Source organism: Streptomyces sp. NPDC007983 (assembly GCF_042958345.1).
Lineage (GTDB): Bacteria > Actinomycetota > Actinomycetes > Streptomycetales > Streptomycetaceae > Streptomyces.
Map to the genome: position 1 here is coordinate 69355 of NZ_JBIBJI010000008.1, position 24749 is coordinate 94103.

The 24749-nt window shown below is 74.2% G+C and carries 15 protein-coding genes; 9 read left to right on the top strand and 6 right to left on the bottom strand.

Annotated elements, in window-relative coordinates; all coding sequences use genetic code 11:
• Positions 1 to 10: 10 nt before the first annotated feature.
• The gene (locus ACFZCY_RS24980) at positions 11 to 1567 is read right to left on the bottom strand and encodes an amidase (protein WP_391178281.1); all 1557 of its coding nucleotides are present in this window, start codon (positions 1565 to 1567) and stop codon (positions 11 to 13) included.
• Positions 1568 to 1940: 373 nt separating this feature from the next.
• Here ACFZCY_RS24980 and ACFZCY_RS24985 point away from each other — a divergent pair, with 373 nt between their 5' ends.
• On the top strand, positions 1941 to 3221 hold the full coding sequence (locus ACFZCY_RS24985; RefSeq protein ID WP_391177327.1) for a YeeE/YedE thiosulfate transporter family protein: 1281 nt from the start codon (positions 1941 to 1943) through the stop codon (positions 3219 to 3221).
• A gap of 33 nt (positions 3222 to 3254) precedes the next feature.
• Here the strand turns inward: ACFZCY_RS24985 and ACFZCY_RS24990 are convergent, their stop codons facing one another.
• From ACFZCY_RS24990 to ACFZCY_RS25000, 3 genes are all read right to left on the bottom strand, one after another.
• Positions 3255 to 3836 carry a toxin gene (locus tag ACFZCY_RS24990; protein WP_391177330.1) on the bottom strand — a complete coding sequence of 194 codons (582 nt, stop codon included), beginning with the start codon at positions 3834 to 3836 and terminating at the stop codon, positions 3255 to 3257.
• Positions 3833 to 4177, bottom strand: coding sequence for a helix-turn-helix domain-containing protein (locus tag ACFZCY_RS24995; RefSeq protein ID WP_391178283.1), 345 nt, complete (start codon positions 4175 to 4177; stop codon positions 3833 to 3835). Before ACFZCY_RS24995 ends, ACFZCY_RS24990 begins: the two co-directional genes overlap by 4 nt.
• 292 nt (positions 4178 to 4469) lie before the next feature.
• Positions 4470 to 5408, bottom strand: a complete 939-nt coding sequence (locus ACFZCY_RS25000; RefSeq protein WP_391177333.1) for a helix-turn-helix domain-containing protein — start codon at positions 5406 to 5408, stop codon at positions 4470 to 4472.
• A 221-nt stretch (positions 5409 to 5629) separates the two neighbouring features.
• On the opposite strand from ACFZCY_RS25000, the gene ACFZCY_RS25005 reads away from it, so the two are divergent.
• Genes ACFZCY_RS25005 through ACFZCY_RS25025 form a run of 5 tightly spaced genes read left to right on the top strand, consistent with a single transcriptional unit; the run spans position 5630 to position 8446 of the window.
• Positions 5630 to 6319 carry a DJ-1/PfpI family protein gene (locus ACFZCY_RS25005; protein ID WP_391177336.1) on the top strand — a complete coding sequence of 230 codons (690 nt, stop codon included), beginning with the start codon at positions 5630 to 5632 and terminating at the stop codon, positions 6317 to 6319.
• Positions 6320 to 6343: 24 nt separating this feature from the next.
• Entirely contained in the window at positions 6344 to 6805 is a 462-nt protein-coding gene (locus tag ACFZCY_RS25010) for a hypothetical protein (protein WP_391177339.1), read from the top strand.
• Positions 6802 to 7104, top strand: coding sequence for a hypothetical protein (locus ACFZCY_RS25015; RefSeq protein ID WP_391177341.1), 303 nt, complete (start codon positions 6802 to 6804; stop codon positions 7102 to 7104). The genes ACFZCY_RS25010 and ACFZCY_RS25015 overlap by 4 nt, the downstream gene beginning before the upstream one ends.
• A complete protein-coding gene (locus ACFZCY_RS25020) occupies positions 7104 to 7550 on the top strand; it encodes a DUF6010 family protein (RefSeq protein WP_391178286.1) in 447 nt (148 codons plus the stop codon). Before ACFZCY_RS25015 ends, ACFZCY_RS25020 begins: the two co-directional genes overlap by 1 nt.
• Before the next feature lie 29 nt (positions 7551 to 7579).
• The gene (locus ACFZCY_RS25025; protein WP_391177344.1) at positions 7580 to 8446 is read left to right on the top strand and encodes a GyrI-like domain-containing protein; all 867 of its coding nucleotides are present in this window, start codon (positions 7580 to 7582) and stop codon (positions 8444 to 8446) included.
• A 29-nt stretch (positions 8447 to 8475) separates the two neighbouring features.
• Here ACFZCY_RS25025 and ACFZCY_RS25030 read toward each other — a convergent pair whose 3' ends face one another.
• Both ACFZCY_RS25030 and ACFZCY_RS25035 read right to left on the bottom strand, forming a co-directional pair.
• Positions 8476 to 9381, bottom strand: a complete 906-nt coding sequence (locus ACFZCY_RS25030) for an SAM-dependent methyltransferase (protein WP_391177346.1) — start codon at positions 9379 to 9381, stop codon at positions 8476 to 8478.
• Positions 9382 to 9432: 51 nt separating this feature from the next.
• A complete protein-coding gene (locus ACFZCY_RS25035; RefSeq protein WP_391177349.1) occupies positions 9433 to 9966 on the bottom strand; it encodes an EF-hand domain-containing protein in 534 nt (177 codons plus the stop codon).
• A gap of 231 nt (positions 9967 to 10197) precedes the next feature.
• On the opposite strand from ACFZCY_RS25035, the gene ACFZCY_RS25040 reads away from it, so the two are divergent.
• The 3 genes from ACFZCY_RS25040 to ACFZCY_RS25050 all read left to right on the top strand — a co-directional run bounded on the left by ACFZCY_RS25040 (position 10198) and on the right by ACFZCY_RS25050 (position 24748).
• On the top strand, positions 10198 to 10680 hold the full coding sequence (locus ACFZCY_RS25040; protein WP_391177352.1) for a hypothetical protein: 483 nt from the start codon (positions 10198 to 10200) through the stop codon (positions 10678 to 10680).
• A gap of 419 nt (positions 10681 to 11099) precedes the next feature.
• Positions 11100 to 22784 carry an amino acid adenylation domain-containing protein gene (locus ACFZCY_RS25045; protein ID WP_391177355.1) on the top strand — a complete coding sequence of 3895 codons (11685 nt, stop codon included), beginning with the start codon at positions 11100 to 11102 and terminating at the stop codon, positions 22782 to 22784.
• On the top strand, positions 22781 to 24748 hold the full coding sequence (locus tag ACFZCY_RS25050; protein ID WP_391177358.1) for an AMP-binding protein: 1968 nt from the start codon (positions 22781 to 22783) through the stop codon (positions 24746 to 24748). The genes ACFZCY_RS25045 and ACFZCY_RS25050 overlap by 4 nt, the downstream gene beginning before the upstream one ends.
• Position 24749: the final 1 nt, after the last annotated feature.

The window sequence follows — 24749 nt, forward strand, 5'->3', positions numbered from 1 at the left end:
GACCGGCCGGTCACCGGGAGGCGCCGGGGCCCACCGACGGCAGATAGCGCGGCGCCCGCCAGGCGTGCAACCGCCGCTCCACCGCGGCCCCCAGCGAGAGCAGCGGGCCGTCCTGGTGGTCACCGGCCATCAGGAGCAGGCCCACCGGCAGCTCGTTCACCGACCCGGCGGGAACCGACAGGGACGGGTATCCGGCCACGGCCGCGGGGGTAGAGGACGGGATCATATCGTTGTCGCCCCGTGCGCAGTCCGTCGTCCAGGCGGGCGGGTTCGCCGGCGAGGCGATGGCGTCCAGCCGGTGGGCGGCCATGGTCTCGTCGATGGAACGCCGGGAGAGGTCCGTCAACTCGGCGCGCATGGCCCGGTAACCGGGGTCGGTGGTGGACGGCGCGGCGAGGGCCCGCTCGAACAGCTCCTGACCGGCGAAGCAGGTGCGCTCCGCCGGGTGGGCGCGGTTGAACGCGACCAGCTCGGCGAGGTTCCGCGGCCCCTCGCGGGTGGCGAGGTAGGCGTCGATGTCCCGGTGGAACTCGCTCAGCAGCGCCGGGAATTCGAGCTCGGCGAGCCGCTTCTGGTACGGGGGCGTCACCTCCACGACCTCGGCTCCCGCGCGCCGCAGCTGTTCCGCGGTACGGGTCATCACGGCGTCCACCTCCGCGCCGAGCGAGGGCAGCCGCCACAAGCCGATCCGCTTGCCGCGCATGCCGCCGGGCCGCGCCGGCTCGTCCGGTCGGTGCTCAGCGGTGGCGCCGCCGCTGAGCACCGACAGGGTGAGCGCGGTGTCGGTCACGTTGCGTGCCATGGGCCCCGCGGTGTCCTGCTCGGCGGAGATCGGGACCACTCCGTCCCGGCTGACCAGGCCGAGGCTGGGCTTGTGCCCGACCACCCCGTTCATCCCGGCCGGGCACACGATGGAGCCGTCCGTCTCGGTGCCGATCGCCACCTGCGCCAGCGACGCGGCGAGCGCGGCGGCCGAACCGGAGGAGGACCCGCATGGATTGCGGTCCAGCACGTACGGGTTGCTGGTCTGCCCGCCCACCGCCGACCACCCCGACGTCGGCTTCTCGGCACGGAAGTTCGCCCACTCGGACAGATTGGTCTTGCCGAGGATCACCGCGCCCGCGTCGCGCAGCCGGGTCACCAGAGCGGCGTCGGTGTCCGGCGGGCCGCCGGCCAAGGCCAGCGACCCGGCCGTGGTGGCCATGCCCCTGGTGTTCACGTTGTCCTTCAGCAGGACGGGGATCCCGTCGAGCGGGCCACGGATGTCGCCCCGACGGTGCCTGGCGTCGCTGGCGGCGGCCTGGCGCAGGGCCGTCGGGTCGGTGCGCAACACCGCGTGGATCGTGGGGTCGATGGCCCTGATCCGCCGCAGATAGGCGGTGGTCAGGGTGGACGAGGTCAGCGAACCGCCCGCCATGCGCGCCTGTAACTCCGGGATCGTCACCGTATCGAGGTCGACCCCGGCTCCGGCGGCTTCCGCACGCGGATGCGGCGCCCCCGCGCACAGGGATCCCACGACCAGGGTGGCGACCACCGTGGCAGTGCTCCGCTTCCGCACAGTCCTCATGGCTTTCATGGCCCTCGTGCTCCTCATGAGGGTCAGCGGACTATAGGCCGGTGCCCGGCGCAAGGCCCTTTCGCGCCGCCGTCTCCACGCTGTGGCTCACTCCACAAACCCGGCTGGTGACCTGCGGTTCCGGATGGTTGCCGGGGGAACGTATCCTCGAAGGCATGTCCGCACCCGCCCGTCTGCTGTGTCTCGCGCTGTTCGCGAACTCGGCGTGGTGCGTCGACGACGGCCTCTGTCGCCGCTGAGCCGGAACCGGCCGGTCCCCGGCGCGCCGCCGCACCCAGTGGTGCCGCGCCCCGGCCGGGTCGTCCGGCCCGGCGCCGTACCCCGCCCCCCCCGCTCGCCTCCCCGAACGCCCCGGAGCCCGCCCGTGACCACCGCCCCGCCCGCTCAGGCGGCGAAGACCGCCGCCCTGCTGTCCCCCTCACCCACCTCCGCGCCCCGGCCGGAGGCGCCCGCCGCGCCGCCGGTGCGCCGGGTGCCGCTCGCCGTGTCCGGGCTGCTCGCCGTGGCGCTGACCGCGTACGTGTGGTCCGCCCAGGGGGCCAAGCCCGGCGTCCTGCTGCTGCTCGGGCTCGGCCTGGGCATCGCCCTCTTCCACTCCCGCTTCGGCTTCACCTCCGCCTGGCGGCAGTTGGTGGCCGTCGGCAATGGCACCGGGCTGCGCGCCCACACCCTGCTGCTCGGCACCACGGCCACGCTGTTCGCCCTGCTCATCGGCACGGGGACCGGACTGTTCGGGTCCGTTCCGGCGCCGTCGGCCGGACCGCTCGGACTGGGACTGCTGATCGGCTCGTTCGTCTTCGCCGTCGGTATGCAGCTCGGCGGCGCCTGCGCGTCCGGCACGCTCTTCGCGGTCGGCTCGGGGCAGACGTCGATCATCCTGACCCTCGGCGGCTTCATCGCCGGTGCGACCCTCGCCGCCTGGCAGTTCGACCTGTGGAAGGACCTGCCCGCGCTGGAGCCGGTCGTCATGGCCGACCACATCGGCTGGTTCGGCTCCTGGGCGGTGACGATCCTCGTGCTCGCCGCCATCGTCCTGGTCAGCCGTCGGGTGCAGGCCCGCCGCACCCCGCCGCCGATCGGCCCGGTGCCCTCCGCGCGCGGTGCCGCCGCCCGGGTGCTGCGCGGCTCGTGGCCGCTGGCCGTCGGCGCCCTGGCGCTGGCCGTGCTGGGGGCCGGAGTGCTGCTGGTGTCCGGTGGCGCGTGGGGCGTCACCAGCGCCTTCAGCCTGTGGGGTTCGGAGCTGGTACGAGCCCTCGGCGGCCACCCGGAGAGCTGGAGCTGGTGGCAGCAGCCCGGGAACAAGGAGATGCTCGCCGGGCCCGTGCTCGGCGACAAGACCAGCCTCACCGACATCGGCATCATGATCGGCGCGGCGGCCGCCGCGGCGCTCGGCGGCACGTGGACGCTCCACCGCGGCGTGCCGTGGCGGACGGCGGTCGCGGCGGTGCTCGGCGGGGTGCTGATGGGCATCGGTGCCCGGCTGGCGGGCGGCTGCAACATCGGCGCGTATCTCGCGGGCATCGCCTCGGGCAGCCTGCACGGCTGGCTCTGGGGAGCCTTCGCGCTCCTCGGCACCTGGGCCGGGCTGAAGCTGCGCCCGCTGTTCGGGCTCGGGAACCCGAAGCCGGGCGACGGCGTCTGCTGAGGGTGCCGCGCGCGTCGCGGGGACGCGCGCCGGTCAGATCAGGGTGCGCTCGATCCTGCTGAGCGCGGAGTCGTCCCGCCCCCGCGCGGCGCCGTCACCGGCTTCCTCCGCGGTCGGCACGCCATGCGCTTCCACGGTGCCGCCCACCCGCTGGGAGAGCAGATAGGCGATGATCTCCGCTTCCTGTTCCTGGACGTCGTCATAGGTGGCGCGCAGGAGCATGTCACGTACGAGGTCGGGGTCGAGGTTGGAGAAGAGGAGGCGGGAGCTCGCCTCGTCCAGCCGGCCCGCCCCGCGATGGCGGCAGATGATGTGGCCCAGCTCGTGCAGGACGATGTGCTCCTGGTGCACGCTGGTCGTGTTGGCGTCGCAGAAGATGAGGTCCTCGTCGCGTGCGGCGACCCACATGCCGCAGGGGTGCGACGTGGGGATCCGCATCGGGACCAGCGTGATCGGACGTTCGCGGATCTCGCCGAGACAGCGGCAGAGTCCGGCGACATCGGCCACTTCCGGCAGATCGAGCTCGGCGATCCGCCGGGCACCGGCCTTCCGGAGCCGCTTGAGCTGGCTGCGGCGGTCCTGACCGGCCGGCCGCACCCCTCTCAGGCCCCTCACTCGGGGTCCACGGCGTCGGTGACGGGCGGAAGGCCCTGCATCTGCCGGTACTGATCCATGATGGTCGTGATGGCCCGCAGGTTCTCCTTCTTCATCCCGGCCGCCCGCATCGCCACGGCCCGGACCCCCGCCTGCCGCAGCGCCTCGATGGCGGCGACCTCGCTGAGCACCGACTCGGCGACCTCGTCGTCGAAGAAGTAGGCCACCGACACGCCGAAGAAGCGCGCCAGGGCGGCCAGGAGATCCGGTGAGGGGTTGGAGCGCTTCCCCGTCCGCAACTGCGACAGATACACACCCCCGACCTTCAGCTCGGGGTTGGCCCGCTTCAGCTCCTCCGCCATCTCGGCGTTGGTCCAGTGCTTGCCCTCGTGAAGGTAAGGCACTGGTGCAGCAGCGTGACGACCAGGACGCGGTGGACGTTGTCCCGCCGGCTGCGCCTGGCCTGGCACAGCCGGTAGACGAGCGCGGCATACGACGCGAGCGCCGCGATGGCGAAGCAGAGCGTGTTGATGGCGTTCTCCCCGGTGTCCCTCATTCCGGAAACGTCCATGGCCGGACGATACCTGTCGACTGCAACGGTCATCGGGCAGTCGCCGGAGCCGTGCGGGCAGGCGCCGTGATCCCGGTCACATATCAGCTGAAGGTGCGGCGGTAGGTGTGCGGGCTGACGCCGGTGGTGCGCTTGAAGCGGTCACGGAAGGCGGTGGGGGAGCCGAAGCCGACCTGGGCGCCGATGCGTTCGACGGAGTGGGGTGTGGTCTCCAGAAGGTGCTGGGCCTGGCGGATGCGGGCGCGGTGCAGCCACTGGAGCGGGGTGGTGCCGGTCTGCTCGCGGAAGCGGCGTATCAGGGTCCGGGTGCTGGTCCCGGCGTGGGCGGCGATGTCGGCGAGGGTGAGGTCGCGGCCCAGGTTGTCCTGCAGCCAGGCGAGCAGGGGTTCGAGGACCGAGCCCTGCGGGGTGGGTGCGTAGTCGTGGACGATGAACTGCGCCTGCCCGCCTTCGCGTTCCAGCGGCATGACGGACAGCCGGGCGGCGTGGGCGGCGACGGCCGAGCCGTAGTCGCGGCGGATCATGTGCAGGCACAGGTCCAGGCCCGCGGCGGCGCCCGCGGAGGTGAGGAACTGGCCGTTGTCGACGTACAGGACGTCCGGGTCCACCTCGATGTCCGGGTAGGCGGTGGCCAGGAGGCCGGCCGCGATCCAGTGGGTGGTGGCCCGCAGCCCGTCGAGCAGACCGGTGGCGGCCAGGATGAAGGTGCCCGAACAGATGGAGGCGATCCGTGTGCCGTCCGCGGCCGCCGCCCGCAGGGCGTCGCGGACCTCGGGCGCGAGCGGGGCCGAGGGATCGGCGGTGCCGGGCACGATGACGGTGTCCGCCCCTCTCAGCCCGTCGAGGCCCCAGGGCGCGCGCAGGGCGAAGGTCCCGGCGTCGATTTCCTGGCGTTCGGCGCACACCCGGATCTGGTAGCCGGGGCGCCCGTCCGGCAGCCGGGTGCGGGTGAAGACCTCGATCGGCGTGGACAGGTCGAACGGGATCACCTGGTCCAGGGCGAGAACGGCGACGGTGTGCATGGCCGGAAGATACCCCCTCGCCGGATGGCCCGAAGCGGCCCGGAGCGCCGAGTTCTCTGCTTCGCCGCAGTTCAGGAGCGTTCCCGCCGATGATGGCACTATCCCGTTGAAAGGTGGCACTCATGCCACTGGGAGGAGGGGCGGCAGCCGGTTAACTTCGGGGCGTTCCCGGCGCAGGCCGGACTTCCCGCCACCGCGAGCCTTGTGAAAGAGAGCCCTCCATGCATGTCCAGGTTGTTCTGTTCGACGGCTTCGACCCGCTCGATGTCATCGCCCCCTACGAGGTGCTGTACGCAGGTGGCGCCGCCTCGGCGGGCGCGGTGAGCGTGGAACTGGTGTCCGCCGAAGGGCCTCGCGAGGTGCCCAGCGGCGCCGGGAGCCTGACCCTGCGGGCCACCGCCGCCCTCGACCCCGAGCGCGCCGGTGTGATCCTGGTCCCCGGCGCCGCGGGCCGCCTCGGCGAGCCGGGTGAGGTGCCCGGGCAGGGGGCGGGGGAGGGGACGTGGCAGCCGGACGAGTTCATCTCCGTCATTCTCGGGCGCGCCGCGGCGACCGGGCTGCCCGCGCTGGTGAAGGCGGCGATGGAGCACCCGGAGGTGACGGTCGCCACGGTGTGCGGCGGGTCGCTCGTCCTGGCCATGGCCGGTCTGCTGGAAGGGCGCCACGCCACCACCCACCACACGGGTCTGGACGCGCTCGGCGCGAGCGGCGCCCACGCGGTGAGCGCCCGCGTCGTCGACGACGGCGACCTCGTCACCGGCGCCGGTGTCACCTCCGGACTCGACCTGGGCCTGTATCTGCTGGAGCGCGAGGTGGGCCCGCGGATCGCGCACGCCGTCGAAGAGCTGTTCGCGCATGAGCGCCGCGGCATCGTCTGGCGCGATCGGGGCCTGGCGCCCGCCGGCCTCTGACCACCCACCACAAACCACTGGACCATGACGAAACTCTTCCTCTGCCTCCACGTACTGGCCGCCGTGGTGGCCATCGGCCCGGTCACCGTCGCCGCGAGCATGTTCCCGCCCGCCCTGCGCCGCGCCCACAGCGATCCGGATGACCACGAGGCGTTCGCCACGCTGCGGACGCTGCACCGCATCTGCCGCGTCTACGCCGCCGTCGGCATCGCCGTACCGCTCTTCGGATTCGCCACCGCCGGCAGCCTCGGCGTCCTCGGCAGCGCATGGCTGATCGCCTCGATCGTCCTGACCGCCGCGGCCGCAGCCGTCCTGGCCCTGCTGATACTGCCCGCCCAGGAGGGGGACCTCACCGCGGCCGGGGCTCCCGGCGCGGTCGCCCGGGCCCCTGGCCGCCTCGCCATGCTCACCGGCGTCTTCAACCTGCTGTGGGCCACGGTCACCATCCTGATGATCATCCGCCCCGGCTCCACCACGGGGGTATGACCGTGCACGTACGGTCCTTGCGTATCGCGGCACACGCCGAACTCGTCTCACTGATCATCATGCTGGCCAACCTCGCCACCGCCCATCTGGGGCCCATCTCCTCCCTGATGGGCCCCACCCACGGCTGCGCCTATCTGTTCGTCGTCGGCGCGACCTGGTGCCTTCGGCAGGCCACGAACGCCACCAAGGCCATTGCCGTCATCCCCGGTGTCGGCGGCCTCCTCGCACTGCGGCGACTCAGCCGCGCCGGAACAGCCCTTCCGCGCCCCGGACACCCCGAAAGGGCAACGCAGCCATGATGACCTACCTCGCGCCGATCCTGGTCGGCGTCGTCTACGCCCTGGTGATGTCGCTGATCCGCGAACCGCACCGACGCCGCTTCAACGCGATCATGGTGGCGGGCGCGGGAGCGGCCTACCTCAGTGGCGGTGGCTTGGGGGGCTGGGAATTCCTCGCCGCCGCCGCCATCACCTACGTCGCCTACCGCGGACTGGAGTCATGGACGTTCGTCGGCATCGCGTGGCTCATGCACACCGCCTGGGACGTGGTACACCATGCCAAAGGCAACCCGATCATCCCCTTCGCCCATGACTCCTCCCTCGGCTGCGCCATCTGCGACCCCGTCATCGCCCTGTGGTGTTTCCGGGGCGGCCCCTCGCTGATCGACTTCGTCCGCAGCCGGGCCGGGCCCACCCGATCGGAGCGGGCACAGGATGTCGGGTCCGGCAGGGTGCGGTCTTCCTGACGTGAGGGTCGTAAGGGAAGGAGACCGAGGTGCTGGAGCGGCTGAACGAGGCCCTGGACCACATCGAGTCGCATCTCGATCAGCGGATCGAGGTGACCGAACTGGCGCGGATCGCGGTGACGTCGGAGTACCACTTCCGCCGGATGTTCTCCGCGCTGGCGGGGATCTCGCTGTCGGACTACATCCGGCGCAGACGGCTCACCGTCGCCGGGGCCGAGGTGATCGCCGGAGAGCGGACGCTGCTGGAGATCGCGGTGCGCTACGGCTACGGCTCGGGGGAGGCGTTCGCACGGGCGTTCCGCGCTCTGCACGGCGTGGGCCCGGGCGAGGCCCGGCGCGGCGGTGCCGCGCTGAACTCCCAGCCACGGATGTCCTTCCGCCTCATCGTCGAAGGGAGGAGCACCATGCGATACCGGGTGGTGGAGAGGGAGCGGTTCCATGTGGTCGGCAAGAAGGCCCGGGTCCCGCTCGTTCATGTGGGGGTGAACCCGGCGATCGCCGAGTTCATCCGCGGCATCGACGAGGAGACGATGCGGCGCGTCGCCGCACTGTCCGATCAGGAGCCGGAGGGGATCGTCGGGGTCAGTGACGACCTCGACCCGAGCCGGGCGGAGGGGACCGAACTCGACTACTACCACGGCGTGGTGACCGGGTCCGCAGGTCCAAAGGACCTGGACACGCTCACCGTCCCGGCGGGGGCCTGGGCCGTCTTCGAGAACTCCGGGCCGTTCCCGCAGGCGCTCCAGTTCCTGTGGCGCGATGTGTTCACCCAGTGGTTCCCGTCCAATCCGTACCGGAGCAGGCCGGGGCCCGAGATCCTGCGCACGCGGCTGTCGCAGGACGGGTCGGAGGCGGACGCGGAGCTGTGGATCCCCGTGGAGCGGACCGCCGTCTGAGCGGTGACGCGCGGTGGTAGGGCTGGGCGTCACGCGCCCGGACGGTGGGCGAACACCCACCGGTTGGCGGCCAGGGCGTCGTACGGCTCGGGGCGCGGGCCGCGTCCGTAGCGGCGGGTGAAGTCGAACGGGGTGCGGACCGCCGTGGTCCAGCCCCGCGCGGTCAGGTCCCCGGCGGAGTCGGGCCGCGGCTCGCCGTCGAACAGGGTGAGCAGGTCGACGCCGATCCGGTGCCGTGCCGCGGAGTAGACGGGGCTGTCGCGGATCGCGGCCGACTCCGTGCCGAGCTTCACCTCGTACGCGAGGGCGCTCCCCGCCGCGCTCAGCCCGTCCACCGTGTCGATGAGTCCCTGCTCGGCGGCGCGGGGCAGGTAGAGCAGGAGCCCCTCCGCCAGCCAGGCGGTCGGCTGGGCCGGATCGAAGCCCGCGGCGGTGAGCGCCCCGGCCCAGTCGAGCCGCAGATCGGCCGCGATCGTGACGCGCTCAGCCCGGGGCACGGCGCCCAGCCCGTCGAGGACCTTGCGCTTGAACGTGAGTATCGAGCCCTGGTCGATCTCGAAGACCGTGCGGCCGGGCGGCCAGTCGAGCCGGTACGCCCGGGAATCGAGGCCCGCCCCCAGCAGGACCACCTGGCGGGTGCCCGCGCGCGCCCGGGTCAGGAGGAAGTCGTCGAGGACCCGGGTCCGCAGGCCGAAGTAGCGCCCCAGCCGCCCCCAGAGGGGATCGGCGTCCCCGCCCGGCACCTGCTGGGGCCGCACCGGCCAGTGTGCGGACGCCCGCCCCGCGGCGCGTACGAAGTGCTCCGCGTACGAGTCCCGCGCGAGCGCGTCGGGGCGGTGGGCCTCGATCGCCCGCGCCGCGGCGACCATGAGAGCGGTCTGCCCGACGCCCCCTTCCACTCCTTCCCCGGTGCTCTCCCGGGTCGCCTCGGGCATCTCTCCTCCTTCCCCAAGGCGTTGCGACCACGCGGCCGCCGTGACCCATGGTCAGACCGCCGTGCCCCCGACCAGATGGTCGCCGGGGATGCCGGCCTTGCCCGGGGCGTAGTAGTCCTTGATCCCGTCGACCCAGGTCGCCGCCCGGATCCGGTCCGCGTCCGAGGGGCCGAAGGCGTCGAAGAGGGCGTCGATGTTCGCGCGCTCGAAGCCGATCGCCGTCATCAGCGCCACGAACCTGGGGCGTTCGACCGTCCCGTCGCCGTCCTGCTCCCCGAGCGCGGCCAGCGCCTGGGCGAACGCGTCGATCGTCGCGTCGAAACGCTCGGGCGAGAGCACGCAGCCGGTGTACTCCTCGAAGGTGATCTCGTCGTCCCCGTCGGTGTCCGCTTCCCTGCGCAGGGTCGTCCAGTACTGACGGAAGGCCGCGCGCATCGCGTCCTTGGCCGCCTCGTCCGCGTCGGGCGCCGCCTCGACGACGCGGCCCGCCATGAGCTCGAAGTCCTCGGCTTCCAGGACGCCGTTGCCATCGGCGTCGAGCAGGGAGAAGACGAGCGCGACCCGCTTGGTGGCCTCTGTGCGCATCAACCGTGTCCCCTTCCGGTCCGTGACCGGAACTCCGTGTCCGGCCGCCGGATCACTATCCGGTCGACGCCCCGCGCATGCGGCAGCAACCGAGCGCCGTTCACTCGAAGGGATGGAAGTGTGCCGATAGAGCACCCGTCAGGCCACGGTTGTGCAGGCCCGAGGGCCACGGGACCTCACCGGAATCTCCATGCCTTGTTTGCATCGGCCGGATCGGGCAATTCGCACACCATGGCTAACGCAGGAGCGAACAACGAATCGACCGACCGCGCCACCAAGGCCACGAAGGCGACAGCCGCCAAGGCCAAGGAGACCTCCGCGAAGGCGGCGGAGAAGACGGCGTCGAAGGCGGAGTCCGCAGGCCAGGCGACCGCCGATGCCGCGAAGTCCGCCGGGGCCGGCGCGGCGCGCACCGCGGCCGGCGCGGGCAGTGCCGTCGGCAACGCCGTGACGTCGGCGGGGGCCACGGCGGGCAAGGCGGCCGAGTCCGCCGGTACCGCCATGACGGCGACGCTGAAGGGGGTGACCTCGGCGGCCGGGCAGATGACCTCTGCCGCGGCGACCGCCTGGACCGTGCTGAAGAATCGCAAGCTCATCGCGGCCGGTGCCGCGGCCGGTGTCACCGCCCTCACCGCGGCCTCCTATGCCGTGGGCCGCCATGCGGAGCGCAGCGGCCATGGTCCCGTCACGCGGATGACGGGCGGCCGTATCTGACCGGCCCGCCCGCCCGAACCGCCCGAACCGCCCGAACCGCCCGACCTGCCCACCGCCCGCCGAAGACCGCCCTGATGCGGTCTTCGGCGGGCGGCTTCGTGTGTACGCGCCCCGCGCCCGCGTTTGCGGATGGGACGGGTGCGCGCGTTGGTGCTTCAGGGGCGTGCGCCGCCGCGATCCGCCATGTTCCGGCTGGTTCCGCCGCGTTGTGGCGCGCTCCGGCGATGCGGAGTGATGATCCTATTCATTGCCATCTCTTTGCGATGCCTTTACTGGCCTGTTAGTCTTCCGGTGAACCGGACAAGATCGGACCACCGCCGAGCGGCCCCGTGCCCGCACACCCCGACGACTGACGCACATCGCCCTGCGAAGCCACTTCGACGTTGAGGTCGTCCACACGGCGGCCGGGCGGGAACCTCATGGCCCTGGACGAAACCGGCACCGAACTCCCCCTTTCCGAGGCGCAGTCAGGCGTGTGGCTGGCCGAGCGGTCCCGGCCCGACCTGACCTCGCCCTACCTCTGGGGCGAGTACACCGACATCACCGGCCCGCTCGACACCGATGTCCTCGTGGCCGCCCTCCGGCAGGCCGTGCGCGAGACCGAAGCCCTCCACGTCCGCTTCACCGAGGCGCCCGACGGACGGCCGGTCCAGCGCGTGGCGCGCCCGCGCTCCGTCCCCTTTCCGGTGCGCGACCTGCGGCACGAGCCCGACCCGTGCGCGACGGCCCTCGACTGGATGCGCGAGGAGCTGTCCCGGCCCGTCGACCTGGCCGGGGGCGAGCTGTTCGACGGCGCGGTCCTGCGCATCGGCGACCACCGGCATCTGCTGTTCACGCGGGTGCATCACATCGTCCTCGACGGCTTCGGCATGACGCTCTTCTCGCGCCGCGTCGCCGACCTCTACGGCAGCCTGCTCGACAACGGTCCGATACCGGGAACCGGCTGGAGTCCGCTCAGGGCCGTCCTCGACGAGGACCGGGCCTACCGCGCCTCACCGGACTGGAAGGCTGACCGGCGGTGGTGGCTCGACCATATGGAAGGCCATCCGGGGTTCCTCAGCCTGGCCCCGCGCCCGGCCCCGGTACCGGCCGCGTCGCTGCGGCTGACCAGCACCCTGTCCGAAGCTGAGTTCGCCCGACTGCGCTCGGCCGCCCGGGACATGGGGCAGCGCTGGTCGCGGCTCGTCATCGCGGCGACCGCCGTCTTCGTCCACGCGATGACCGGCAGCCGGGACATCGTCCTCAGCCTGCCGGTCACCGGGCGGGTCAGCGAGCGGAGCCGACAGGTGCCCGGCATGGCGGCCAACGTGCTGCCGCTGCGCCTGTACGTCGACCCCGCCGCCCCCTTCACGGACCTGGCGGCCCGGGCCGACGAGGCGATCGCCCACGTCCAGCGGCACCAGCGCTACCGGGGCGAACAACTGCGCCGCGACCTGGGCTACCCCCAGGACGGACGGCGCTTCTTCGGACCCGTCCTCAACATCCAGCGCTTCGCCTACGGTCTGCGCTTCGGGCCCGCCACCGCCACCGTGCACAACGTCCAGGCGCCGCCTTCGGAGGACCTGTCCCTGGTGGCGTACGACCGGGGGGACGGCCCGCTCACCATCGACGCCGACGCCAACCCGGCCAACCACTCCCCGGAGCTGCTGCGCGACGCCGCCGACCGCTTCCTGCGCGTGCTGCGCCAGGCCGCCACCCGCCCGGGCCGGACCCCGGTGGCGCGTTACGCCGTCACCTCGGCCGCCGAGCGCGACCGGATCGGGGCGGCGGGCAGCGGGCGGCCACAGCGGCACACCGGCCCGTCGCGGACGGCGCTCGCGCGGTTCCAGGCCCATGTCGCCGCCACACCCGAGGCGTTCGCCGTGCGCTCGGCCGCCACCGGCGAGCGGCTCACCTACCGTCAGCTCGACGCCCGCGCCACCGCCCTCGCGGCCCGGCTGGCCGCGGCGGGCGTCACCGCCGAGACGCCGGTGGGCCTCCTCCTCGAGCGCTCGCCCGACCTCGTCGTCGCCGCACTGGGCGTGGTCAAGGCGGGCGCCGCGTATCTGCCGCTGCACCGTGCGGACGGCCCGAGCCGCCTGGCCGCGATCGCCGCCGGAGCCGGGGCGCGGTTCCTGATCACCGACACCACGACCCGGGACGACGACATCGCCGCGTGGTTCCGCGACCGGGGACACCACACCCTCGTCGTCGGCGACGAGCCGTCCGCCCCGCCGTATCACCCGCCGACCGTGCACCCGGATCAACTCGCGTGCGTGATGTACACCTCGGGCTCGACCGGCGCCCCGAAGGGCGTCGCGATCACCCACGGCAACCTCGTACGGCTCGCCTCCGACCGCTGGTGGAGCGAAGGCGGCGCGGAGCGTGTGCTGCTGCACTCCCCGCACGCCTTCGACGCGCTCACCCTGGAGCTGTGGGTGCCGCTGCTCACCGGCGGAGAGATCGTCATCGCCCCACCGGGCCGTACGGACCTCGGCGTGCTGCGCGAGGTCATCGCCGCGCACCGCGTCACCGGACTGTGGCTGACGGCGGGCCTGTTCGCGGCGGTCGCCGAGGAGGATCCCGGCTGCCTGGACGGTGTCCGCCAGGTGTGGACCGGCGGCGACGTGGTCGCGCCCGAGGCCGTACGGCGCGTCCGCGCCGCGCACCGGGCCCCCGCCGTCGTCAACGGCTACGGACCCACCGAGACCACCGTCTTCGCCACCCGGCACCCGGTGGACCGCCTCCCCGATCACACCGCATCGGTGCCCATCGGCGGCCCGCTCGACGGGACCGGGGTGCACCTCCTCGACGACGCGCTGCGCCCCGTCCCGCCCGGTGTCACCGGCGAGGTCTACCTCTCCGGCACCGGGCTCGCCCGCGGCTACCTCGGCGCGCCGCGCCGGACCGCGGAGCGCTTCGTGGCCTGCCCGTTCGGCCCGCCCGGCGCCCGGATGTACCGCACCGGAGACCTCGCCCGCTGGAACCCGGACCGGACCCTCGACTTCGCGGGCCGCGCCGACAGCCAGGTCAAACTGCGCGGCTACCGCGTCGAACCCGGTGAGATCGACGCCGCCCTGTGCCGCCACCCCGACGTGACCCGGGCCGCCACCGTGCTCCGCGAGGACCGGCCCGGCGAGCGCGGGCTCGTATCGTACGTCGTCACCCATGAGGTCGACGTGGACGAGCTGAAGCGCCACGCCGCCGAGCACCTTCCGGCGTTCATGGTGCCCTCGGCGATCGTCCCCGTCGAACGGCTCCCCCTCACCCGCAACGGCAAGCTCGACCGCGCCGCGCTGCCCGCGCCGCCCACCCCGCGACGCGACGGCACGCACGGCGGGGATGCGGACCGGCGGCCCCGCACGCCCGCCGAGGAAACGCTCACCGCGCTGTTCCGCGAGGTGCTGGGCGAGCAGGACATCCCGCCGGAGACCGGCTTCTTCACCCTGGGCGGCGACAGCATCCTGGCGATCCACCTGGTCAGCCGGGCCAGGCGGGCGGGCCTCCCGCTCACCTCCCAGGACGTCTTCCGCCACCCCACGGTCGCCGCGCTGGCCGCGACCCTGTCCGATCGCTCCGCCCCGCCGGGTGTCCCGCCGAGCGGCACCGACGCCGACGACGACCCGATGGTGGAGCCGACTCCGGTGATGCACTGGCTGCGCGAACGCGGCGGCCCCGTGGCCGGGTTCGCGCAGTCCGTGAGCCTGCGCACCCCCGCCGGGCTGGACACCCCGAGGCTGCGCGGCCTCCTCGAAGCGCTGCTCGACCGCCACGCCATGCTGCGTCTCCGGCTGTCCCCGCGCGGCTCCGCCTGGGAGCTTCGCACCGAACCCCGCGGCCGGCCCGGCCTGGTCCGGCACGACGCGGGCCGGCTGGACGGGGAGGCGCTGCGGGCCTTCGTACGGGAACGCGCCGCGCGGGCCCGGGAGCGGCTGGACCCCACGGCGGGGCGCGTCGTGCACGCGGAGTGGTTCGACGCCGGGGCGGACCGGCCCGGCACCCTCGTCCTCGCCGTGCACCACCTCGCCGTCGACGGGGTGTCGTGGCGCGTGCTCCTCGACGACCTGCGGGACGCCTGGTGTGCGGTACGGGACGGCCGGGCCCCCACGGCGCCACCGGACGGCACGTCCTTCGCGGCGTGGAGCCGCGCGCTCGCGGCGCACGCGCGGGACGCGCGGGTGCTGGCCGAACTCCCGTACTGGACCCGGGTCGCCGACGCGGCGGGCCGCCTCGAGGCGGACCTGCGGCTGGATCCGGCGCGGGACACCGAGGCCACGCGACGGCGGCACACCCGCACCCTCCCGGCCGCCGTCACCGCGGCCCTGACCGAGCGCGCCCCCACCGCCTTCGGCGCCTCGCTCAACGACCTGCTGCTGACCGCGTTCGTCCGGGCCGTGGCGGAGTGGCGGGGGAGCGGCGAGTCGGCCGTCGGGCTGGAGGTGGAGGGCCACGGCCGGGAGGAGTTCGCCGACGGCCTCGAACTGTCCCGCACGGTCGGCTGGTTCACCACCTTCCACCCCGCCCTGCTCGACGCCGGTGACGGGGACACGCCCTGGGACCGCGCCGTGGACCAGGTCCGTACGGCACTGAGCGCCGTACCGGCCCACGGCCTCGGCCACGGACTGCTGCGCCACCTCAACCCGCGGACCGCCGCCCGGCTGGCCGCCCCCGCCCCGCCGCGGATCGCCTTCAACTACCTCGGCCGCTTCGACGCGGGCGGCGAGCGCGACTGGAGCCCGCAGGACGGCGTCCTCGCGTCCAGCGCGCCGAGCGACCTGCCGCTGGCCCACGCCATCGAACTCGACGCCGTGATCGCCGACCACCCCGAGGGCCCCCGGCTCACCGCCATGTGGTCCTGGGCCGGGAAGCTGCTGGACGACGCCCGCCTGGTACCCCTGGCCGACCGCTGGTTCACCCACCTCACCGCCCTGGCCGCCCATGCGGACGGCCCCGTCCCGGTGCCCGTGGCCGACCGCGAGGGCGAGGTGCTGCAGCTGCCGCCCCTCGCCCAGGGGCTGTTGTTCCACTCGCAGTACGAGCACGGCGAGAGCGGCGGCGCCGACCCGTATCTGGTCCAGTTCGTCTTCGAGCTGACCGGCGCGCTCGACGTCACCGCCCTGCGGGAGGCCTTGCACGCGCTGCTGCGCAGGCATCCGAATCTGGCCGCCGGGTTCCGGCCGGACGCCGACGGGCGGCCCGTGCAGATGTGGCCGGAGCGGATCGACGTCGCGTGGCGGGAGGAACAGGTGGCGTCGGCCCGGGAAGAGGCGGCCTTCCTCGACCGGGACCGGCGGCTGCGGTTCGACCTGGCCCGGCCACCGGCGCTGCGCGCGACCCTGCTGCGTACCGGCACACCAGGGCGGCACGTACTCGTGCTGACGGCACACCACATCCTGCTGGACGGCTGGTCCTGGCCGATCGCCGTACGGGAGCTCTTCACCCTCTACGCGGGCGGGACGCCGCCCGCCGTCACCCCGTACCGCACCTTCCTGGACTGGCTCGGCGGCCGCGATGCCGACGCCGATGAGGCCGCGTGGCGCGCCGTGCTGTCCGGTCTGGACGGCCCCACCCTGATCGCCGGGGACCGGAGCCGGGCCGCCGACCGGGACACGACCGACACCACCGGCACCACCGACGCGACCGGCGCCACCGGCGCCATCGGCCACGCCCGGGTCCACGCCGAGCTGGACGCCGAGGCGACGGGCGAGCTGCGGCGGGCGGCCCGCGCGCACGGGCTGACCGTCAGCACGCTCGTGCGGCTGGGCTGGGCGATGCTGCTGGGCGCCCACACCGGCCGCGACGACGTGGTGTTCGGCACCACGGTCTCCGGCCGCCCGCCCGAGCTGCCCGGCGTGGAGAACATCGTCGGCCTGCTGATCAACACCATCCCGGTCCGGGTCCGCCTCGACCCCTCCCGCACCGTCGAGGAGACGCTGCGCGCGCTGCGCGACCAGCAGCTCGCCGTCGTCGAGCACCAGCACGCCGACCTCACCCGGCTGCAGCGCCTCGCCGGATACGGGGAACTGTTCGACACCCTGGTCGTGTTCGAGAACTACCCCCTCGACGCCGGCACCCTGCGGGACGTCGCGCCCGGCATCGAGATCACCGGGCTGCGGGTGCTGGACAGCACGCACTACCCGCTGACGCTCGCCGTCCTGCCCGGCGACCAGGAGCGGCTGCGGCTCCAGCTCGACCACCGCACCACGGTCCTGGACGGGGACACCGCCCGGCGGCTCCTCGACCGGTTCGGCGCGCTGCTGCGCCGTATCGCCGCCGCGCCCGGCGCCCGGCTCGCCGACATCGGCCTGCTGCTGCCGGATGAGCGGACACCCCGGCCCCCGGCCGTCGCGCGGCCCCCCGGACGTCCGGCTGTCGCGCGGACACCGGGGCCCACCCTGCCCGCGCTGTTCGAGGCGCAGGCGGCGGCGCGACCCGACGCCCCCGCGCTGACCGACGGCGAACTCACCCTCACCTACCGGCAGGTGAACGAGCGGGCCAACCGCCTCGCCCGGCTGCTCGTGACCCGCGGTGCGGGCCCCGGCCGGCTCGTCGCCCTCGCCCTGCCGCGCGGCGCCGACCTGGTGACCGCGATCCTCGCCGTGCTCAAGTCCGGCGCAGGCTATCTGCCGCTGGACCCGGCCACCCCGCCCGAGCGCGTCCGCCATGTGCTCGACGAGGTGGACCCGCCCCTGGCCGTGGCGATGAAGGACACCGCGGCCCTGCTGCCGCCCGGCCGGGACCGGTTGCTGCTGGACGACCCGGAGGTGGCCGCCGCCCTGGCCACGGGCCCGGCCGGTGACCTCGCCCGGTGCACCGACCCGCGCACCACCGCGTATGTGATCCACACCTCCGGTTCGACCGGCACCCCCAAGGGCGTCGTGGTCACGCACGACAACGTCGTACGGCTGCTGGACACCACCGATGAGCGGTTCGGCTTCGGGCCGGGCGATGTGCACGCCCTGTTCCACTCGTACGCCTTCGACGTGTCCGTATGGGAGCTGTGGGCGGCCCTCGGCCGTGGCGGGCGGCTCGTCGTCGTACCGCATGCGGTCAGCCGGACGCCGCGCGACCTGTGGCGGCTGCTGGTCCGCGAGCGGGTCACCGCCCTGTGCCAGACGCCGTCGGCGTTCTACCAACTCGCCGAGGCGGCGGCCGGCGTGGAGCGGGAGACCCGCGCACCGCTGCGGCACGCGCTGCGCGTCGTGGTCTTCGCCGGAGAGGCCCTGGATCCGCGCCGGATCCGCGCCTGGTACCCCGAGGGCCCCGGCGCGCCCGGCAGTCCCCGGCTCGTGAACATGTACGGCATCACCGAGACCACCGTGCACTCCACGTACGCCGAGCTGACCGACCCGGCCGACACCCGCAGCGCCATCGGGGAACCGCTCGCCGACCTGCGGCTTCATCTGCTCGACCACGCGCTGCGGCCCGTACCGCCCGGTTGCCCCGGCGAGATCCACCTCTCCGGCCCCGGCGTGGCGCGCGGCTACCTCGGCCGCCCGGCGCTGACCGCGACCCGCTTCGTGGCCGACCCCTTCGGCCCGCCCGGCGCCCGGATGTACCGCTCGGGAGACCTGGCGCGCCGGTGGCCGGACGGCACGCTGGAGTACCTGGGCCGCACCGACCACCAGGTGAAGATCCGCGGTTTCCGGATCGAACCGGGCGAGATCGAGGCCGTCCTGGAGCGCCACCCCGATGTCGCCCGCGCCGCCGTCCTCGCCCTGCCCGCCGAGAACAGTGGCGCCCGGCTCGTGGCGTACGCCGTGCCCGCGGCGGAGGACACCCCACTCGACCCCGCCGCGCTGCGCCACCACGTGGCCACCCACCTGCCCGGCTACATGGTGCCCGGCTTCGTGGTGCCGATCGCCCGGCTGCCGCTGACCCGCAACGGCAAACTCGACCGGCACGCCCTGCCCGCCCCCACCGAGGGCCTGCGGGCCGGGGCCGGGCGGGCGCCCGCCACCGACGTGGAGCGGTTCCTGTGCCGCGCCTTCGCCGACACGCTCGGCGTGCCCGAAGTCGGCGTGGACGACGGCTTCTTCGACCTCGGCGGCCATTCGCTGCTGGCCACCCAGCTCATCAACAAGATCCGCGCGGGTCTCGGCGCCGACCTCGGCATCCGCACGCTGTTCGACGCGCCCACCGTCGCCGCGCTCGCCCCGCGCGTCACCCCCTCACCCGGGGCGGTCCGGCCGCCGCTGCGCCCCGGCCCGCGCCCGGACCGCGTACCGCTGTCGTACGCCCAGGCCCGCCTGTGGTTCCTCCACCAGTTCGAGGACGCGGGCCCGACGTACCACATGCCGTTCGCAGTGGCGCTCGACGGACCGCTGGACACCGAGGCGCTGCGCGCCGCGCTCCTGGACGTGATGACGCGGCACGAGAGCCTGCGCACCGTCGTGGACGTCCACGACGGCGAACCCCGGCAGCGCCCGACCACCCCCGCCGCGCTGCCCTTCGAGACGGTGGAGATGGACGAGGCAGCTGAGGCGGGCCTGGCCGGGCGGCTCGCCGCCGACGCCGCCCGCCCCTTCGACCTGGCCGCCGAACCGCCCCTGCGGGCCACGCTGTACGGGCTGGGCCCCCACCGCCACGTCCTGATGCTGCTGCTCCACCACATCGCGGCCGACGGCTGGTCGCTGGCCCCGCTCACCCGCGACCTCTCGGCCGCCTACCGGGCCAGGGCCGCGGGGCAGGCCCCGCGGTGGGAGCCGCTGCCCGCGCAGTACGCGGACTTCACCCTCTGGCAGCGGGACCTGCCCACCGACGACGACGTCGCGTACTGGACGCGCGCCCTGAGCGGCATCCCGCAGGTGCTGCCCCTGCCCGCCGACCACCCACGCCCGCCCGCCCTCTCACACCGCGGCGGCACCGTCCCGGTGACCCTGGACGCCGCACTGCACCGGGGGCTCGCCGACCTCGCCCACGCGCACGGGGCGAGCGTGTTCATGGTGCTGCACGCCGCGATCGCCGCCCTGCTGTCCGGGCTCGGCGCGGGCGAGGACATCCCGGTCGGCACCCCGGTCGCGGGCCGCCACGACGCGGCGCTGCACGACACCGTCGGCTGCTTCGTCAACACGCTGGTGCTGCGCACCGACCTGTCCGGCACGCCGACCTTCACCGAGCTGCTGCGCCGGGTGCGCACGGCCGACCTGGACGCCTTCGACCACCAGGAGCTGCCGTTCGAGCGGCTGGTGGAGATCCTCAACCCGCCGCGGTCCACCGCCCACCACCCCGTCTTCCAGGTGATGCTGGCCTTCCAGGACACGCCTCCCACCGACCTCGACCTGCCCGGGATCACCGCGCGGCCGGTGCCGGTGCACGGCGACCGGGCCCGGCTGGACCTGCTGTGGAGCCTGCGGCAGGAGTACGACGCGACGGGCGCGCCCGCGGGCCTGGCCGGGGTGCTGGAGTTCAACGCCGACCTGTTCACCCGGCGCACGGCGGACGCGCTGAACGAGCGGCTGGCCCGACTGCTGCGCGCCGCCGTGGCCGACCCCGGCCGGGCCGTCGCGGACCTGCCGCTGCTCACGGCGGACGAGGAGCGACGGACCGTCACCACCTGGAACGACACCGTGGAGGACGTGGCCGGGGCGGGCGTGGCCGAGCTGTTCGCCGCCCGGGCCCGCCGTACCCCGCACGCGCCCGCCGTGATCGGGGCCACGGAGACGCTGGACTTCCGGCAGCTCGCCGAACGGGTCGCGGACCTGGCCCGGACGCTACGGGCGCGCGGCGCGGGCCCGGGCCGACTGGTCGCCGTCGGCCTGCCGCGCGACACGGCTCTGATCACGGCGTGCCTGGCCGTGCTGTCCACCGGGGCCGCCTATCTGCCGTTCGACCCCGAGCTGCCGCCCGACCGGACCGCCGCCCTGCTCGCCGACGCCCGCCCCGCCCTCGTCCTGCGCGCCCCGGTCACCGGCGACACCGGAGGTGAGCCGTGGACGCTCACCGCCGGACCGGCTGCGACGCCACCCGGTCCGGCCCTGCTGCCCGACGACGCCGCGTACGCGATCCACACCTCCGGCTCCACCGGCCACCCGAAGGCCGTCGTCGTCCCGCACGCCGCGCTGGCCAACCTGCTGGCGGCCATGCGCCACCGCCTCGGGGTCCACGAAGGCGACCGTGTCCTTGCGGCCGCGCCCGCCAACTTCGACATGTCGGTGCCCGAGCTGTTCCTCGGTCCCGTCACCGGCGCCGCCACGGTGGTCGCCGACGCCGCGACGCTCCGCGACCCGGACGCCCTGCTCGCCCTCCTGGCCCGGCACCGCGTCACCGTCATGCAGGCCACCCCCTCGCGCTGGCGGATCCTGGCCGACCGGCGGCCCGGCGTGCTGCGCGGCATGCGTGCGGTGATCGGCGGCGAGGCCGTCCCCGGTCCGCTCGCCGAAACCCTCACCGGCCTCGGCTGCCGCCTGTTCGCCTATTACGGCCCCACTGAGACCACCGTCTGGTCCGCCTGCCACCCGGTCGGCGGCCCGCAGGAGCCCGGCGTGCCGCTGGGCCGGCCCGTCGCCAACACGCGCGCGTACGTCCTGGGCCCCCGGCTGCGGCCCGTGCCGCCCGGCGCCATCGGCGATCTGTATCTGGCGGGCGCGGGCGTCGCCCACGGCTATCTGCACCGCCCGTCGCTCACCGCGCGGCGCTTCGTCCCCGACCCCTTCGGCCCGCCCGGCGCCCTCATGTACCGCACCGGCGACCTGGCCTCATGGCGGGCGGATGGCACGCTGCGCTTCCACGGCCGCGACGACGACCAGATCAAACTGCGCGGCCACCGCGTCGAACTCGGCGAGGTCGAAGCGGCGTTGGCCACGCATCCCCAGGTGCGGGCCGCCGCCGCGGCGGTGTGGGACCTGGGCCCGGACGACCGTCGGCTGGCCGGGTACGTCGTATGCCACTCGGCCCGGGCCGACCTCGACTCCGTACGCGACCACCTGGCCGCGCGGCTGCCCGGCTATATGCTCCCGGCCCACCTCCACCCGCTCGACCGCCTCCCGCTGACCCGCAACGGCAAGGTGGACCGGCGTGCCCTGCCCGAGCCGGACTGGGGGAGCGGCACCGGTGGCCGGGCGCCGGGCACGCTGCGGGAGGAGACGCTGTGCCGGTTGTTCGCCGAGGTGCTGGGCGTGCCCCGGGTCGGCGCCACGGACAGCTTCTTCGCCCTGGGCGGCCACTCGCTGAGCGCCACCCGGCTCGCCACCCGCATCCGTGACGTACTCGGTCTGCGGCCCACCGTCCGCGACCTGTTCGAGGCGGCCACCCCGGCCGCGCTCGCCGCGCGCCTCGACGACGGCACCCCCACCGCCCGGGGTCACCTCATCGCGTACCGCGCCACCGGCGAGGCGGCGCCGGTGTTCTGTGTGCACCCCCTGAGCGGCATCGGCTGGCTGTACGCGGGGCTGCTGCACCACCTCGACCGCGCCCATCCGCTCTACGCGTTCCGGGGAGAGGGCCCCGGTGGCGTCCGCGAACTGCCGTCCACCGTCGAGGAGATGGCCGCGCGGTACGTGGACGAGCTGCGGTCGGTACGCCCGCACGGGCCGTACCACCTGATCGGCTGGTCCTTCGGCGGACTCGTCGCCCACGCCATGGCCGTACGGCTGCGGGAGCTGGGCGTCGCGCCGGGGCTGGTGTGCGTCGTCGACACCCTGCCGCCCGGCGACGACGGCGACGGAGCCGGTGAACGCATCGACGAGGAACGGATTTACCGCATCCTGGTGACCGCCGCGGGACACGACGAGGGGCGCTTCCCGCCCGGCGGACTGGACTTCGCCACCGTCACCGCCCTGCTCCGCACCGAGGGCAGTGCGCTCTCGACCCTGACCGAAGACGATATCGGCCGCATCGTCGCGGTGGCGAAGAACAACGCCCGGCTGCTGCGCGGCTACCGGCCCCCCGTCCTGGACGGCGACGCCGTCCACGTGGCCGGGGCCGGAAACCGCACGGCGCTGGAGAAGGCGTGGCGTCCGCTGGTCACCGGCGCGCTCACGCTCCACGAAGTGGCCGGCGACCACGAGCGGATCATGCAGCGCCGGCACATCGGCGACTTCGGCCGGATCCTCACCGAAGAACTGCGGCGCCACGACCGCCACGACCGCACCACCCGCACCGCCCGAGGGACGGAGAACCCATGACATCCGTGGCGCACCGCGCCCCGCTGGACACGACGGAACTGGCGCAACGCTTCCGAGCGGAGCTGCTGGGCCTGGACACCCTTCCGGCAGGCGCCCGCGTCGTCATCCGGCTCCCGCACGGCGAACCACTGGCCGGGGCCCTGCTCACCTGCTTCGACCTGCGGCTCGTCGCCGTACCGCAACACCCGCGCACCTCCGACGCGGAACTGGCGGCCACCGTACGGCGCGTGGACGCCTCGGCCGTCATCGACGCCCCAGCCGACCACACGCACCCGATCGGACTGCGGATCCTTCCCGGGGCGCCCGCGGAGCCCGATCCCGGGGCGGCGGAGCTGGCGTTCATCATGTTCACCTCCGGGTCCACCGGCATCCCCAAGGGCGTGATGCTCAGCCGCCGCGCCGTCCTCGGCAACGCCGCCAAGACGGCGCGGCTGCACCGCTTCGCACCCGACCGCCCGCACGGCACCTGCCTGCCGCTGTACCACTGCAACGCGCTCGTGATGTCGCTCATCGGCGCCCACATCACGCACACCCCGCTGATCCTGCACACCGCCTTCGATCCCGAACGCTATCTGCGCGACCTCGCGGCGGGTGGCGCCCGCACCGCCTCGATCGTCCCCGCCCTGCTCACGGAGCTGGTGGAGGCCGCCCCCACCTGGCCGGACGGCCTGGACTACCTGATCACCGCGGCCGCCCCGCTCACCGGCGACCTCGCCCGGCGCTTCCACCAGCGCTACGGGCCCAGGCTCCGCCAGGGGTACGGGCTCACCGAAGCGGTCAACTTCAGCCTCACCATGCCCGAGCTGACCGGAGAGGACTTCACCGCGCAGTACCTCGACCGCTTCCCGCCGGTCGGACTCCCGCTGCCCGACACCGAGGTGCGGCTCGAATCCGGCGAGGTGTGGATCAGAACACCGGACCTGATGAACGGCTACTGGCGCGACCCGGCCGCCACCGCCCAGGCTTTCGCCCCCGGCGGCTGGCTGCGCACCGGCGACCTGGGAGAGCTGCGCGACGGCCTGCTCGTGCTCAGGGGCCGCGCCAAGGAGCGCATCGACCGCGGCGGCGAGAAGCATTACCCGCTGGACGTGGAGCGCACCTGGCACGACGCGGGTCTGCGCGGCCGGTTCGCCGCCGTCCCCGTGGCCGAGGCCGCCCTCGGCCATGAGGTCGGCCTCGTCACCGACGGCCCTCCCGCCGACACCCTCGACGCGGCGCGCACCGTGTGCGAGCGGGCCGCAGTGCGCCCCGCCGCCGTCCGGTGGGGCGGCTTCCTCGCCACCGCCACCGGCAAACCGCAGCGCACCGCGATGGGCCGCACCCTGGCCGTACGGCGGATCTCCGCCGTCCGCTACGAACGGCTGCTGCGCTACGCCGCCGTCACCGCCCGCACCCTGCTCGGCACCGGCCCCGCGCCCTCCCCGGGCCTGCCCTCGGGCGATCTGCACCGCGCGCTGCGCGCGATCGCGCCGTACGCCGTGTACGAGCTGGTCCCCACCGGTGAGGAGCCCGTCTTCGCCGCCTTCGACTTCCTGCGCGACCACATGCGCGCACACGGGTTGTGGGAGCCGCTGCCGGAAGCCGAGAAGGCGCGGTGGCGCGAGCGGCTGCGGTCCCAGTGGCCCCTGACGGAATACGCCGCCCTCGCCGCCGAGATCTGCGCCACCGAAGGCATGACACCCGAGATGTCCGATGAACCGCGGTTCGGCACGTGGTGGGAGTCCGGGGACGGCGGGCTGCGACTGCTGCCCCATGCCCCGGCCGCCACCACCGACGGCGTGCCATGGGCGCTCGACTACCTGTGGCGCTGTCTCGCGGACGACCACGGGACCGCCCGTGCCGACCGCTGGACCTGGGCTGGGCGGGCGCGCACCGGCCACCCGGCCACGGTGGGCTTCTCCGCGCTGCGATCCGGCCGCCATGACCTGGGCGGCGTCGTATGGGAATCACAACCGAGGGAGTGAC

What these genes read in the sequence shown, in the direction of transcription:
- ACFZCY_RS24980 (WP_391178281.1), bottom strand. Translation starts at nt 1,567, where the DNA reads ATGAGGACTGTGCGGAAGCGGAGCACTGCCACGGTGGTCGCCACCCTG.
- ACFZCY_RS24995 (WP_391178283.1), bottom strand. Translation starts at nt 4,177, where the DNA reads ATGGCGGAGGAGCTGAAGCGGGCCAACCCCGAGCTGAAGGTCGGGGGT.
- ACFZCY_RS25000 (WP_391177333.1), bottom strand. Translation starts at nt 5,408, where the DNA reads ATGCACACCGTCGCCGTTCTCGCCCTGGACCAGGTGATCCCGTTCGAC.
- ACFZCY_RS25005 (WP_391177336.1), top strand. Translation starts at nt 5,630, where the DNA reads ATGCATGTCCAGGTTGTTCTGTTCGACGGCTTCGACCCGCTCGATGTC.
- ACFZCY_RS25010 (WP_391177339.1), top strand. Translation starts at nt 6,344, where the DNA reads ATGACGAAACTCTTCCTCTGCCTCCACGTACTGGCCGCCGTGGTGGCC.
- ACFZCY_RS25015 (WP_391177341.1), top strand. Translation starts at nt 6,802, where the DNA reads ATGACCGTGCACGTACGGTCCTTGCGTATCGCGGCACACGCCGAACTC.
- ACFZCY_RS25020 (WP_391178286.1), top strand. Translation starts at nt 7,104, where the DNA reads ATGACCTACCTCGCGCCGATCCTGGTCGGCGTCGTCTACGCCCTGGTG.
- ACFZCY_RS25030 (WP_391177346.1), bottom strand. Translation starts at nt 9,381, where the DNA reads ATGCCCGAGGCGACCCGGGAGAGCACCGGGGAAGGAGTGGAAGGGGGC.
- ACFZCY_RS25035 (WP_391177349.1), bottom strand. Translation starts at nt 9,966, where the DNA reads ATGCGCACAGAGGCCACCAAGCGGGTCGCGCTCGTCTTCTCCCTGCTC.
- ACFZCY_RS25040 (WP_391177352.1), top strand. Translation starts at nt 10,198, where the DNA reads ATGGCTAACGCAGGAGCGAACAACGAATCGACCGACCGCGCCACCAAG.
- ACFZCY_RS25045 (WP_391177355.1), top strand. Translation starts at nt 11,100, where the DNA reads ATGGCCCTGGACGAAACCGGCACCGAACTCCCCCTTTCCGAGGCGCAG.
- ACFZCY_RS25050 (WP_391177358.1), top strand. Translation starts at nt 22,781, where the DNA reads ATGACATCCGTGGCGCACCGCGCCCCGCTGGACACGACGGAACTGGCG.